14 protein-coding genes are annotated in these 12,341 nt (G+C 68.5%); all 14 read right to left on the bottom strand.

All coding sequences use genetic code 11. The annotated features are described in order from the left end of the window. Positions 1-75: 75 nt before the first annotated feature. The 14 genes from ACMPH2_RS02510 to pyrR all read right to left on the bottom strand — a co-directional run bounded on the left by ACMPH2_RS02510 (position 76) and on the right by pyrR (position 12,328). Positions 76-831, bottom strand: a complete 756-nt coding sequence (locus tag ACMPH2_RS02510; protein ID WP_417118539.1) for a NifB/NifX family molybdenum-iron cluster-binding protein — start codon at positions 829-831, stop codon at positions 76-78. A 93-nt stretch (positions 832-924) separates the two neighbouring features. Further along, positions 925-1,995 (bottom strand): DNA polymerase III subunit delta, encoded by a 1,071-nt coding sequence (gene holA, locus ACMPH2_RS02505; RefSeq protein ID WP_417118538.1) that lies wholly within the window; start codon positions 1,993-1,995, stop codon positions 925-927. Between the two features lie 29 nt (positions 1,996-2,024). Further along, a complete protein-coding gene (locus ACMPH2_RS02500) occupies positions 2,025-3,614 on the bottom strand; it encodes a ComEC/Rec2 family competence protein (protein ID WP_417118537.1) in 1,590 nt (529 codons plus the stop codon). Beyond that, positions 3,601-4,296, bottom strand: a complete 696-nt coding sequence (locus tag ACMPH2_RS02495; RefSeq protein ID WP_417118536.1) for a ComEA family DNA-binding protein — start codon at positions 4,294-4,296, stop codon at positions 3,601-3,603. The genes ACMPH2_RS02500 and ACMPH2_RS02495 overlap by 14 nt, the downstream gene beginning before the upstream one ends. Before the next feature lie 129 nt (positions 4,297-4,425). Further along, positions 4,426-5,673: a tRNA uracil 4-sulfurtransferase ThiI gene (gene thiI / locus ACMPH2_RS02490; protein WP_417118535.1), complete on the bottom strand. Its 1,248-nt coding sequence runs from the start codon at positions 5,671-5,673 to the stop codon at positions 4,426-4,428. Positions 5,674-5,677: 4 nt separating this feature from the next. Next, positions 5,678-5,971: a DNA-directed RNA polymerase subunit omega gene (locus ACMPH2_RS02485; RefSeq protein ID WP_009279292.1), complete on the bottom strand. Its 294-nt coding sequence runs from the start codon at positions 5,969-5,971 to the stop codon at positions 5,678-5,680. After that, the gene (gene gmk / locus ACMPH2_RS02480) at positions 5,958-6,551 is read right to left on the bottom strand and encodes a guanylate kinase (protein ID WP_303131403.1); all 594 of its coding nucleotides are present in this window, start codon (positions 6,549-6,551) and stop codon (positions 5,958-5,960) included. The genes ACMPH2_RS02485 and gmk overlap by 14 nt, the downstream gene beginning before the upstream one ends. Further along, the gene (gene mihF / locus ACMPH2_RS02475) at positions 6,551-6,859 is read right to left on the bottom strand and encodes an integration host factor, actinobacterial type (RefSeq protein WP_009279294.1); all 309 of its coding nucleotides are present in this window, start codon (positions 6,857-6,859) and stop codon (positions 6,551-6,553) included. Before mihF ends, gmk begins: the two co-directional genes overlap by 1 nt. Positions 6,860-7,041: 182 nt before the next feature. Continuing rightward, entirely contained in the window at positions 7,042-7,767 is a 726-nt protein-coding gene (gene pyrF, locus ACMPH2_RS02470; RefSeq protein ID WP_417118534.1) for an orotidine-5'-phosphate decarboxylase, read from the bottom strand. Then, positions 7,761-8,687 (bottom strand): dihydroorotate dehydrogenase, encoded by a 927-nt coding sequence (locus tag ACMPH2_RS02465; RefSeq protein WP_417118533.1) that lies wholly within the window; start codon positions 8,685-8,687, stop codon positions 7,761-7,763. The genes pyrF and ACMPH2_RS02465 overlap by 7 nt, the downstream gene beginning before the upstream one ends. Continuing rightward, on the bottom strand, positions 8,681-9,478 hold the full coding sequence (locus tag ACMPH2_RS02460) for a dihydroorotate dehydrogenase electron transfer subunit (protein WP_417118532.1): 798 nt from the start codon (positions 9,476-9,478) through the stop codon (positions 8,681-8,683). Before ACMPH2_RS02460 ends, ACMPH2_RS02465 begins: the two co-directional genes overlap by 7 nt. A 65-nt stretch (positions 9,479-9,543) precedes the next feature. Continuing rightward, positions 9,544-10,836, bottom strand: coding sequence for a dihydroorotase (locus tag ACMPH2_RS02455; RefSeq protein ID WP_009279298.1), 1,293 nt, complete (start codon positions 10,834-10,836; stop codon positions 9,544-9,546). Beyond that, positions 10,820-11,755 (bottom strand): aspartate carbamoyltransferase catalytic subunit, encoded by a 936-nt coding sequence (locus ACMPH2_RS02450; RefSeq protein WP_009279299.1) that lies wholly within the window; start codon positions 11,753-11,755, stop codon positions 10,820-10,822. Before ACMPH2_RS02450 ends, ACMPH2_RS02455 begins: the two co-directional genes overlap by 17 nt. Beyond that, complete coding sequence (gene pyrR, locus ACMPH2_RS02445; protein WP_009279300.1) at positions 11,756-12,328, bottom strand: bifunctional pyr operon transcriptional regulator/uracil phosphoribosyltransferase PyrR; 573 nt, start codon at positions 12,326-12,328, stop codon at positions 11,756-11,758. Positions 12,329-12,341: the final 13 nt, after the last annotated feature.

The raw sequence follows: 12,341 nt of genomic DNA, 5'->3' as shown, positions 1-12,341 counted from the left end.
GACGTGGCAACCAACAAGCGCGCGGCCGCGCGGGATGTGCGCGTTGACTCCCGGGGCGCGACCGCCTCGCGAACCTCAATGGCAGCAGCCGCCCTCGTGGTCGTGCCCTCCGCAATCGCCCTCGTGGCTGCCGCAACCATGGCCGTGCTCGTGGTCGTGATGGTTGCAGGTGGCAGACTCGAGCTTCACGAGCCGTCCGGAAAGGTACGCGTCCACCGCCGCGTCCGCATCGCCCTCCTGCCCGGGGTACACCTCTATGCCCGCGCGGGCCAAGGCAGCCTGGGCCCCACCGCCGATGCCGCCACAGACGAGGAGGTCGACCCCTCCCTCGGAGAGCAGCCCCGCCAGAGCGCCGTGGCCCACGCCGTTGGACCCCAGCACCCGGGACGAGGTGACCTTGCCTCCCTCGACCTCGTACACCTTGAACTGCTCCGTCCTCCCGAAGTGCTGGAAGACCTTCCCGTCCTCATAGGTGACCGCAATCCTCATGGTTCTCTCCCCCTTCTCAAGCGCCCAGGACCCGTCCCGGGCGTCCATGCCGGGGCGGAGGCGGACGTTTCCGCCTCCCACCACCAGCTCCCCGCCATTCACGAGGAAGTCCGCGACCTTCTTCCGCGCCCGGTCATAGATGCTGGCGACGGTGGAGCGGGCCACGCCCATGCGCGACGCTGCCCCCTGCTGGTCCAGCCCTAAGAGGTCGATGAGCCGAATGGCCTCGAGCTCGTCGAGGGCCAGCTCGAGCACGCGCTCGTGCGCCACCCCGTCCGGTACGAAGCGGAGGTATTCGGGCACCAGGCCCACCTCCCTGACCTTGGGTCGCCTTCCCAGCATGGGACCTCCTACTTAATGGCAAATGTCAGCAAGTAGTATAGGGCTTCTTGGGATGATATGTTGGAATATGTCAAAAGATTTAGAGAGGGCAGGTCAGCACGGGAGGCTCCCGTGACGCGAGGGAGCCGCACCACAGACGTCCAGGATGAGGGAGCTGACGCAGCTGCGTGGGTCGGCGCCGCCCTTCAGGGCGGCATCCGCGCCCCCACAGAGCACAAGCGCGCGCTCCAGCTCCCCATCGCCAAACGAGCCGGCCCACCTCTGGTGGTTCTTGAGCTGCCAATCCTGCTTCACGCGGGGCTTCGCTGGCCTCTTCGACCCCTTGCGCCTCACCGCGGGAGTCGCCGCGATCGAGTCATAGGCGAGGAGTTCGCCACCCAGACCCGCGATGGTGCCACGACGCATGAGCGAGCGGGCGCAGACGAGCTCCCGCAGGCGCGCGGCGAGGAGCGAGACGAGCCTGACCTCGGAGTTCGCAGGCATGAGCGCGTACACCGAGAGGGCCCTTCCAGCGTCCCTGTCGCAGACGGCGTCGAGGAAGTCCCAGGGCTTCACCTCCGCCATCCGGACGACGTGCTCCACCACATCCGCACGCGTGATGGAGCCGCTTGCCCGGCAGAGCTCGCTCAGGGTCTTGAGCTGGCCGTCTATCAGGGCGATCGACTCGCCAACGCGGTCGACGAGCTCGCGGGCGGCGGACTCGTCGATCGACATCCCCCGGCGCTGGGCGAGCCGGCGGACCTCCGCCGGGAGCTGCCAGGCCTTCTTTCCGCCGCAGTCGATCACGGCATCCCTGCCCACCGCCGCCACGGCCTTGTAGAGGCGGGTGGTCCTTGCGAGGGCCTCGGCCACCAGGCAGAGGACGCAGCCGGGATTGGGGTTCTGGAGGTACCCGACGATCGCCTCCGAGCAGGGCTTGGCAAGCTTGTCCGCCCCGTGGATGATGACGAGGCGCTGGCCAGGGCCGACGGGCAGCGTGTTGAGGGAGGCGAGGAGCTCACCCGGCTCGCTCACGGCAGCCGACTCCCGCTCGTCGAGGTTGAAGGCCGCGAGTCCGTCGTCGAGGCGCGCGCGGAGCCTTTCGACGACGCGCCCGGCCTTGACGGAGTTGCTGCCCACCGCCAGATATGCGGGGAGAAGAGCCCCCGATGCCTTTCCTGTCAAGACGACCCCCCCCTCTGCACGTCAGACCACTATGACACATGGCGACCACGGTGGTCGTCCTCTTCCATGCGGACGCATGACCGGACGAGGGCCAATGCAACCAGGCCCGACCAAAGGAGGGGCTCGACCCCTCCCCAATCCGGAAGTCCCACGGCGGCGAGGGGAAGGGCGGAGAGTGCGCCCACCAGAGCGGAAAGCAGCTCGAAGCAGCATCGGGACACGTCCAGGGGGAGTCGGGCCCAGGGCAGCAGACCCTCGAGCAGGAGCCCGGGGAGGCCTGTGGCGAGCCCGAGGGTGAAGGGGACGACCGCCAGGAGGTTTGAGAGGGGGGCGACCAGCGAGAGCGTCCCGAACGCAGAGCTGCACAGGGGCAGGGTCGAGACCTGGGCGACGAGGCTGGCCGACGCGAGGTCGAGGGTGACGGACGAGAGCTTGGAAAGCGGCTGGGGCAGGCGACGGCGCCCCATGCTCCATGGGGGCGCAAGACGTCCCAGGGCCCGGCGCAGGGCCTGGGACGTCGGCCAGGAAAGGAGGCAGAGCCCCGCAACTGAGACGAGCGAGAGCAGGAAGCCCAGGCTCCCGGAGAGCGAGGGGTCGAGGAGCGCCATCACCAACCCGACGAGGCAGAGGGACGACAGCGCATGTCCGCGCCTTCCCAGGAGCTCCGAGCCAGAGGCCGAGGCGGACATGAGAAGTGCCCTCACGGCAGACGGTGGCGCGCCACAGAGCAGCACGAGGGCCATCCCCAGGGAGAGGGAGGCCGCGAGACGGGGCGCAAGCGGCATGTCGAGGCGGAGGAGGAGCGTGCAGGCGATGGAGGTGGCGATGGCCAGATGGCTGCCGGAGACCGCCAGGAGGTGCGACAGCCCGCAGCGGGAGAGCCTCTCTCCCATGCCCCTCTCGCGCGCCAGCGCGGGACTGCCGAGGGCAACACCCGCAATCCATGCCGCCGAGTCGGTGGGTTGGGCGAAAAGCCCCTCCAACCTGTCCGAGCGCCAGGCCCTGAGCCGACCCAAGGGGCCCGGCTGCCAGGACCTGGAAGAGATGGACACGATCCGCAGGCTCCCAACGACCCCCTGCATCCTGGAGCTCGCGCCAAAGCCGTCCTGGTCGAGGGGCGACCAGCGCGTGCTGCAGCGAAGCAGCTCCCCCATCCAAACCCTCTGGGACGAGCGCAGCCAGACGCGGCAGCTCCTGCCCGAGGGCAGCTTCACGCTCGCACGACAAGAGTGGCTCCCCCGCCCGCACACGGAGTCCGACTCCACGAGCAGGGTGCAGCTCGACCCCGCGACGCGACCGAGCTCCGCCTCGCAGAGCCCCATCCCCCGGACAAGGAGGCCCGAGAGCGCCCAGGCGAGGGACGTGGACAGGGCCAGGGTGAGGATGACGCCCGCGACGGGCAGGCGCAGTCCGTCCCCAACAGTGGCCGACGAGGCGGCCAAGACGACCATCGCGCATGACGCGACGACGAGCGCAGTGACGTGGGAGGGAGGCGGGGGCGGCAGGCGGCCACCCAGCACGGCGCGCTCGACGAGGACGCACGCAACCAGCAGGTGGGCGCTCGTGGGAATCTGCGGGCGCGGCATCCCCTCCCCCGCCCGCGCCCTAGATGCAGGCATGGTCCCTGATCCTCTCGAGCTTCTTCTGCCCTATGCCCGACACGCGCGCCAGGTCGTCCACGCTCGCGAAGTCGCCATGAGCCTCTCGGTCCTCGATGATGGCCCTGGCTGTCGCGGAGCCCACGCCCGGAAGCGACTGAAGCGCGGCCACGTCCGCCGTGTTGAGGTTCACGAGCTGGCCCTCGGTGCGACCACCGGTCGGAATGACGGACGCGGTCCCGACCGACCCAGCGGCCTCGCCCTCGTGGGGAACGTGTATCTTCTCGCCATCCCTCACCTCGGCCGCGAGGTTGAGGCTCGTGCAGTCGGCGTCGTCGAGAAGCCCCCCGGCTGCCTCCACGGCATCGTTGGCGCGCGGGCTGCGCTTCCTCAGCTCGACGAGCCCCGGACGCGCGACGGCCCCGTCAACGTGCACCAGCACCGCAGCCGGTTCGGGCGCCTCCTGGACTGCGGCGCCTCCCTCGGCGGCCTCCTCCGGGTCTGCCCCAGGCACGCCCTCGGCCGCGACGTCGACCGTGGCGGCCTCTCCCTGGGACGCCCGCCCTCCCATACCCCAGGCGCCGACGCCTGCCGCGAGGAGACAGGCGAGCGCGCACGCCGCAATCGTCCCTCGCGACGGCGCGAGCCCCAACCTCGCGATCGACCCGCCCTTCCTTCCGCCGCCAAATCCCCTTTGTGCCAAAGAGACCACCCCCACCCCCATCTTGGGGGCGGGGGCGGGGCGAAGCGGCGGGAAATAAAACTGGGCTTGCAGCTGGCTGGCGGCATACTTGCAGGCAGCTGCAAGCATCTAGGGCGTCAGCTGGGATTTCTATGCGTTCCGGTCAGGCTCGATCGGGGCCAGGCTCGAGTGCCTCGCCCTGAGGCCCCTGGGAGGCCTGTAGGACGGGCACTGGTCGAAGTCGACGTACTCGGCCTCCTCGACCAGCTCGTCGATCATGGCGTCGTGGTCGAAGGAGTCCCAGGCGGCATGCACCTCGTCCATGCGGGCGTGGGTCTCGGGACAACGCGGCATGAAGAGGGTGCAGCAGTCGTCGGCGGACTGGCTGCTTATGTCGTAGGTCCCGATCTCCTCGGCGCGTCGCATTATCTCCTGCTTGTCGGAACCGATGAGGGGGCGCAGGACGGGCAGGCCCACCATCTCGTTGACCGCGGCGATGTTGTCGAGCGTCTGCGAGGCGACCTGGCCCAGGGACTCGCCCGTCACGAGCGCCTTGGCGCCCTCGAGCCGCGCGATGCGCTCGGACACGGCGAACATGACGCGCCGGTAGGTGATGATGCGCAGGCCCTGGGGCACCGCGAGCGAGATCTCCCTCTGGCGCTCCCCGAAGGGCACGGCGTACATCCTCCCCACCATGCCGGAGGGCTCGAGCGCCTGGACGATGTCCTGGCAGAGCCATTCGCTGGTGTCCGCGGTCATGGGACGGCCCGAGAAGTGCACGGGGACGCAGACGGCGCCCCGGCGGCCCACCATCCAGGTCGCGACGGGAGAGTCGAAGCCGCTCGAGAGCAGGGTGACCACCTTGCCCGCCGTGCCGACGGGAAGCCCCCCCACGCCCGGCATGGAGGCCGCATAGACATAGACGCAGCCCTGCACCACGTAGACGTAGACGGTCACGTCGGGATGGTGCACGTCCACCCTCTTGTCGGGGAACTCGCCGCAGAGGACGGAGCCGACGAGACGGTTGAGCTCGAGCGTGTGGAGCTCATAGGTGGTCGAAGAGCGGCGCGCGTGCACCTTGAAGCTCTGGAAGTCCCCCGCCTCATGCAGCGCCCTCACCGCCGCCGCGCTGAACTCGTCGCTGTCGAGCGCACAGACGTAGGCGAGCGAGACGCGCGCCACGCCAGGAACGCGGGAGACGACCCTCGCCACCTCCTCGTCGGCGTCGCGACCCTCGAGCGAGACCAGGATGTGGCCGGAGATGCGCCTGACGGAACCGACGGGCCAGTCCCTGAGGGCGCGGCGCAGGTTCCTCACGAGCTGGTTCTCGAAGGTCGAGCGGTTCTTCCCCTTGAGGCCGATCTCGTGGTAATGGACGAAGCAGACTCTTCTCGGCATGCGCTTAGAGGTTGTGCTCGACCTGGGCGTTGGAGCCCTTGATCTGGTTGTCGAACTCGTCCTTGACGAAGCTCAGGGTGCCGTCCTCGATCTCGGACATGGCGATGGAGACGGGGTCCTCCCCGGAGATGACGGGCGTGATGTCGTCGAACTCCTGGATGGCCGTCACGCGCAGGTGCTGGCCGCGCACCATGTTGTTGATGTCGCAGGCGCGCTTGGACGCGACGGCACAAAGGAGGAAGGGGTTCTGCTCGGTCTGGTCGAGCAGGGTGTCGATCTCGGGCTTAGTCACTGCCATCTTGGGAGTTCCCTCCGTTTTTCTCGAATGAATCGATCGTGTCCGCGAGGCGGGCCGCCGCTGCCTCGAGCTCGTCGTTGACGACGCGCGCATCGTACTCGTGCGCGCGCGCCATCTCGAGCCTGGCGTTGGAGAGTCGCAGCCCTATGGAGGCCTCGTCCTCGGTGCCACGGGCGCGGAGCCTCTGCTCGAGGAGCTCCATGGAGGGGGGCTCGATGAAGACGAGCACGGCATCAGGATAGATGCGCCGCACGTTGAAGGCTCCCTGTGGGTCTATCTCGAGCACCACCGAGCTTCCGCGGGCGAGACGGTCGTCCACCTCGCTTCTCAGCGTCCCATAGCGATGCCCGTGGACGTTCGCCCACTCGAGGAAGGCGCCCTCCGCGACGAGGCGCGAGAACTCGTCCTCGCCGAGGAAGTGGTACGAGACGCCGTCCACCTCGCCGGGGCGTGGGTTCCTCGTGGTAGCCGAGACCGTCAGGCCCAGGTCGGGACGCTGCCTCAGCACCTGCGAGAGCAGCGTACCCTTCCCCGCTCCTGACGGTCCGGAAATGACGAAGAGTCGTGGGGTCCTAGGCACTACTTGGAGAGCACCTCGATGAGCTGCTCACGCTGGCGAGCACCCAGGCCCTTGACGCGACGGGTGGCGGAGATGCCCAGCTCGTCCATGATCTTGGTGGCCTTGGCCTTGCCGTAGCCGGGAAGGGACTCGATGAGGGCGGAGACCTTCAGGCGGCTGGCGATGGGATCCTCGGAGTTAAGAACCTCCTCGAGGGTGATGTCACCCCTCTTGATCTTGTCGCGGAGCTCAGCGCGCTCGTGGCGAGCGGCAGCGGCCTTCTCGAGTGCGGCCTTGCGCTGCTCGTCGGTAAGCTGAGGTAGTGCCATGGTTCCTCCAAACATCGGAAAAATACGTCGTGATCCATACGTCACGGCAAGTACGAGCCGTCGGCGCAAGCCCATAGTTTGCCAATTGACTAGGTATTTTACAAGTCTACAACTGCAGCTTTGTTCTTCAAGGCCATTCTTCTACACAAAATGGCCCCGAATCGACCGCAACCGAAGGGCGCCTAGCCCTCGCAGAGCTCGGAAACGATGGACTCGAAGGTGGCCACGGGGTCTCCCGCCCGCGTGACGGGGCGGCCCACCACGAGCTTCGAGGCGCCGGCCGCAATCGCCGCGGCGGGCGTGGCGACGCGCCTCTGGTCGCCCAGCGCGGCGCCCGCCGGCCGCACGCCCGGGGTGACGATCAGGGCGTCGGGGCCGAGGAGGGCGCGCATCGACGCCGCCTCCTGGGGAGAGCAGACGATGCCGTCCGACCCCGCGCCGACGGCGAGCGAGGCGAGCCGGGAGACCTCGTCCGAAAGATCGCGGTCGATGCCGACCGAGCTCAGCGCCTCCTCGTCCATGCTGGTGAGGACCGAGATGGCGACGAGGCGGGTCCTGTCTCTCCCGCACTCCTCGGCGGCCCTCTCCACGCCCGCCCTGGCCTGGCTCACCATCTGCGCGGACCCCAGCGCGTGGATCGAGAGCATGTCGGCCCCACTGAGCGAGGCGGAGCGCGCGGCCCCGAAGACCTGGAAGGGGATGTCATGCAGCTTGAGGTCCAGGAAGACCCTGAGCCCCCTCTCCCCCATCTCGCGGACGATGGAGGGCCCCTCGGCATAGAAGAGCGTCATGCCCACCTTGACCCAGCGGGCCCTGCCCTCGAGCTGGCCGGCAAGACGCAGGGCCTCCTTGCGGTCGCAGTCCAGTGCGACGATGACGCTCTCGCGCGCCTCTGACTCGCTTAGCATTCCACGGCTCCAATCAGGTCGTTGACGTCCGCGACCCCCTGGTCGCGGACCCAGTCGGTCAGCTCCGCCAGGATCCTGGGCGCAGAGCTTGGGTCGGTGAGGTTTGCGGTCCCCACGGCGACGCTCGTGGCACCCGCCAGGATGAGCTCCGCGGCATCCTCGCCCGTTCGCACGCCCCCGATGCCCACGAGGGGGAGGCCCACGGCCTTGTGGGCCTCCCACACCATGCGCACGGCTATGGGGTGTATGGCGGCGCCGGACATGCCTGCCGTGGGCCGCGAGAGGCGGCTCCTGCGGCTGCGGATGTCTATCGCCATCGCGGGAATCGTGTTGATGAGCGAGAGCGCGTCCGCGCCCTCCGCCTCGAGCGCGCGGGCGATCTCGGACACGTCATGGGGGGCCATCTTCACCACCAGGGGAAGCTTCGTGCGGTCGCGTACGGCCCTCATGACCTCGGCGGCGGCCTGTGGCGTGGCGCCCATGGCCGCACCCCCCTGGCTCACGTTGGGGCAGCTGATGTTTATCTCGAGCCCTGAGGCGAAGGGAGCCAGCTCGTCATAGAGCTCCACGGCGCGGGCGTACTCGCCGAGCGAGTGGCCAGCGACCTGGCAGATGACCTGGCAGCCGCGGTCGCGCAGGCCCTGGAGGTACTCCCCGGCCTGTTCGACGAAGGCGGGGATGCCCGGGTTCTGGAGCCCCACCGAGTTCAGGATGCCCGAGTCGACCTCCGCCAGGCGCGGCGCGGGGTTGCCGGCCCAGGGGACGGCGGAGCAGCCCTTCGTCGTTATGGCGCCGAGCAGTGACACGTCAAAGAATCCCTCGAACTGCCAGCCGTAGCCAAAGGTCCCCGAGGCGGTGTTGACGGGGTTCTTCATCCTGATCCCGCCAAGGTCGACGGCCATCCTGGGTTCGCTCACCATGCCAGCTCCTCCGCGTCGAAGACGGGCCCGTCGCTGCAGCAGGAGCGGTAGCCCCCTGCCGCCATGGCCACGTTGCAGCTGTTGCAGGCGCCGAACCCGCAGCCCATCATCCGCTCCGTCGAGACCTGGCAGGCAATGCCCGCCGAGCGCGCGAGCCTTGCCACGCCGGCTATCATGGGCTGTGGCCCGCAGCTCATGACGAGGCCGTAGTCCCTCTCCCCCAGAAGGCGGGACATGGCGTCGGTCGTGAAGCCCTTGATGCCCCGGCTCCCGTCGTCAGTGGTGACGAGCACCGTCCCGGCGCCAAGGGACGAGAGCCGCTCCTCTCCCCAGAGCCTGGAGGCGGTCTGCGCGCCCAGGACGGCGTCGAAGGGGACCCCCGCCCCGGCGAGCATGCCCGCGGCGGCGACTATGGGAGGGGCGCCCACGCCACCCGCGACGAGGAGGACGCGGACGGGTGCGGGCTCCGGCAGCCTCCAGCCATGGCCGCTTGGCCCCACGGCCGTCGAGCGCTGCCCGGGAGCCATGTGCGAAAGGCGCTCCGTCCCCTCGCCCACCACCGCATAGACCAGATCGACCGTCCCTGCGACGGCGTCGGCCGAAGCGAACGAGAGGGGAATCCTCAGGGGGTGGCTGGGGTCCCCCGGGACCTCGAGGTTCATGAACTGGCCGGGCCGAATGGAGCCCGCCAGGGCGGGCGCGCGCAGGACAAACCGCCAGGTGGAGGTAGCGACCTCCTCGTTCGAGACGACCTCGAACTCGTGCAGCCCCACGCCAGAGCTAGGAATCAACTCGCTACTCCCCGCTACGAGGGGAGGCGCCCCGAGGGACGCCTCCTGTCCGACAGAGGCCCAGGCTAGGCGACGACGCCATCGACCAGGGTACGGCGACCGTCCACGAAGACGTCCGTGGCGGCACCGACGAGGGTCTGCCCCAGGAAGGCGGAGTTCTTCGAGAGCCCCTGGAGGTAGTCCTCGTCCACCTTGACCTCGAGCTCGGGGTCGACCAGCGTGAGGTCCGCGCGCGACCCCGCCTCGACGCGGACGGGGCGCAGCCTGAGGATGCGGCGCGGGTTGACCGCCATGACCTCGACCAGGCGATCCCAGCTCATGCGGCCCGTGCGCACGAGGTGAGTAAGCATGAGGGGAAGCGAGGTCTCGAGCCCGACGGTGCCAAAGAAGGCTATCTCCCACTCGCAGTCCTTCTCGTGCTGGGCGTGGGGGGCATGGTCGGTCACGACGCAGTCGATCGACCCGTCCAGGATGCCCTCGACCAGCGCCTCCATGTCGGAGGGAAGGCGCAGGGGTGGGTTCATCTTGAGGTTGGTGTCGTAGGCGTCGGTGATGTCGTCCTCGTTGAGGAAGAGGTGGTGCGGGGTCACCTCGCAGGTGACGGGCAGGCCCTCAGCCTTGGCGGCCTTGACAAGGTCGAGCCCCTTCTTCGTCGAGATGTGCGCGATGTGCAGCGGGCAGCCGGTGAGTCGGCAGAGCTCGATGTCGCGATAGATCTCCATCTCCTCGCCCAGCGCGGGCCAGCCGAACATGCCGAGCCTCGTGGAGGCCCTGCCCTCGTTGATGACGCCGTGTGCCGTGAGCGACTCGTCCTCGCAGTGCGCGATGGCCACGCGGTCGAACTGGGAGACGTAGTCCATGCAGGTGCGCATGATGCCGGCACTCTGGACTCCGTGCCCGTCGTCGGAGAAGGCGCAGGCGCCCTCCATCACCATGTCGCCGATCTCGGCCAGGGCCTCGCCCCTCTGTCCGCGGGTCAGGGCCCCGATGGGACGCACGTGGCAGAGCCCCGCGGCGTGCGCGCGGTCGATCTGGTAGCGCACGCCGGTGCCGGTGTCGATCACGGGGTCGGTGTTGGGCATCGTGGCGACGTCGGTGAAGCCGCCGTGCGTGGCCGCGCGGGCGCCGGTCTCGAGGGTCTCCTTGTACTCGAAGCCGGGGTCGCGGAAGTGGACGTGCATGTCCACCAGACCAGGAAGGAGGTACTTGCCGGAGCAGTCGATGACCTCGCAGCCCTCGGGGGCCTCGAGCGACTCCTTGACCGCGACGACCTCCTTGTCGTCCACGAGCACGTCACGGACGTCGTCCAGGCCAAGCTGAGGGTCGACGACGTGGGCAGCCTTAAGCAGAAACGGCATTGTTCTCTCCTCCCAGAAGCAGGTACATCTCGGCCATGCGGGTGAGGACACCGGCATTGACCTGGTCGAGGATCCTCGAGCGCGCGCAGTCGGCCACGTCTGCGTTGATCTCCATGCCGCGGTTCATGGGGCCGGGGTGGCAGATGATCGCATCGTCCTTCATGCGGCTCACGCGCTTCATGTCAAGGCCGTAGAGGCGGTTGTACTCGCGGCGGGAGGGAATCGCCGCGCCCTCCATGCGCTCCAGCTGCACGCGGAGCATGTAGACGACGTCCATGTCCTCGATGACCTCGTCGAGGCTCGCGGTCTGGGGGCAGCCAAACCAGTCGGGGTCGTCCACCTGGAAGGTCGGGGGGCCGACCAGCGTGACGTCGGCGCCCATGGTCTTGAGCGCGGGCGCCAGCGACCCGCAGACGCGGCTGTGCGCGAGGTCGCCCACGATGGCGACCTTCAGCCCGTCCAGGTGCCCGAAGTTCTTGCGGATGGTGTAGAGGTCGAGCATCGCCTGTGTCGGATGCTGGTGCTTCCCGTCGCCGGCGTTGATCACCACGGCGTCAGTGTTCTCGGTGATCTTCTGCGGGGTGCCCGCCAGCTTGGCGCGGCAGATGAACATGTCGACGTTCATGGCGTCGATGGTCTGGATGGTGTCCGCCAGGCTCTCTCCCTTGACGACCGACGAGGTGGAGCCCCCCATGCTCAGGCTGTCCGCCGAGAGGCGCTTCTCGGCCAGCTCGAAGGAGCTCTTGGTGCGGGTGGAGGGCTCGAGGAAGAGGTTGACGATGGTGCGGCCGCGCAGGGCGGGGACCTTCTTGATGGCGCGGTTGTTGACCGACTCGAAGGAGGCGGCCGTGTCGAGGATCTGCGTTATGTCATCGGCAGTGAGGCTGTACGTGTCGATGAGATGCTTGACCGAGAGCATTTACCTGGCACCTCCGGAGTTCTTCTCGCTGTTGACGTCCCAGATCTCGACGCTGTCGCGGCCGTCGAGGGCCTCCACGCAGACGCGCACGTCCTCCTCGTGGGAGGAGGGCACGTTCTTGCCCACGTAGTCGGCTCGGATGGGCAGCTCGCGGTGCCCGCGGTCGACCATGACCGCCAGCTGGACGGTCTTGGGGCGGCCGTAGTCCATGAGCGCGTTGAGGGCAGAGCGCACCGTGCGACCGGTGTAGAGGACGTCGTCCACGAGGACGATGTCCTTGCCGTCGACCGAGAAGGGGATGTTGGTGGCGTGCAGCACGGGCGCGATGTTGCGCATGACGTCGTCACGGTAGAAGCTGATGTCCAACGACCCGATCTGGGGACGCGAGCCCTCGATCCTCTCGATGGCCTCGGCGAGCCTGTTGGCCAGGGTCTCTCCGCGACGGATGATGCCGACCAGCGCGATGTGCTGGGCCCCCTCGTTGTGCTCGATTATCTCGTGGGCTATGCGGGTCACCGCCCGCTCCATCGCCTGGCCGTCCATGATGGTCGCCTTGGGTCTGGACTGTTCCATTGCTCTCCTCCCA

It is taken from the genome of Olsenella phocaeensis (genome assembly GCF_048189965.1).
Taxonomy (GTDB): domain Bacteria; phylum Actinomycetota; class Coriobacteriia; order Coriobacteriales; family Atopobiaceae; genus Olsenella_I; species Olsenella_I phocaeensis.
Note: the sequence above shows the minus strand (reverse complement) of the source record. Positions and strands in the feature narration are given on the sequence as shown.

Coding starts and splice junctions, on each gene's coding strand:
- ACMPH2_RS02510 (WP_417118539.1), bottom strand. CDS start 831: ATGCTGGGAAGGCGACCCAAGGTCAGGGAGGTGGGCCTGGTGCCCGAA.
- ACMPH2_RS02500 (WP_417118537.1), bottom strand. CDS start 3,614: ATGCCTGCATCTAGGGCGCGGGCGGGGGAGGGGATGCCGCGCCCGCAG.
- thiI (WP_417118535.1), bottom strand. CDS start 5,673: ATGCCGAGAAGAGTCTGCTTCGTCCATTACCACGAGATCGGCCTCAAG.
- ACMPH2_RS02485 (WP_009279292.1), bottom strand. CDS start 5,971: ATGGCAGTGACTAAGCCCGAGATCGACACCCTGCTCGACCAGACCGAG.
- mihF (WP_009279294.1), bottom strand. CDS start 6,859: ATGGCACTACCTCAGCTTACCGACGAGCAGCGCAAGGCCGCACTCGAG.
- pyrF (WP_417118534.1), bottom strand. CDS start 7,767: ATGCTAAGCGAGTCAGAGGCGCGCGAGAGCGTCATCGTCGCACTGGAC.
- ACMPH2_RS02465 (WP_417118533.1), bottom strand. CDS start 8,687: ATGGTGAGCGAACCCAGGATGGCCGTCGACCTTGGCGGGATCAGGATG.
- ACMPH2_RS02455 (WP_009279298.1), bottom strand. CDS start 10,836: ATGCCGTTTCTGCTTAAGGCTGCCCACGTCGTCGACCCTCAGCTTGGC.
- ACMPH2_RS02450 (WP_009279299.1), bottom strand. CDS start 11,755: ATGCTCTCGGTCAAGCATCTCATCGACACGTACAGCCTCACTGCCGAT.
- pyrR (WP_009279300.1), bottom strand. CDS start 12,328: ATGGAACAGTCCAGACCCAAGGCGACCATCATGGACGGCCAGGCGATG.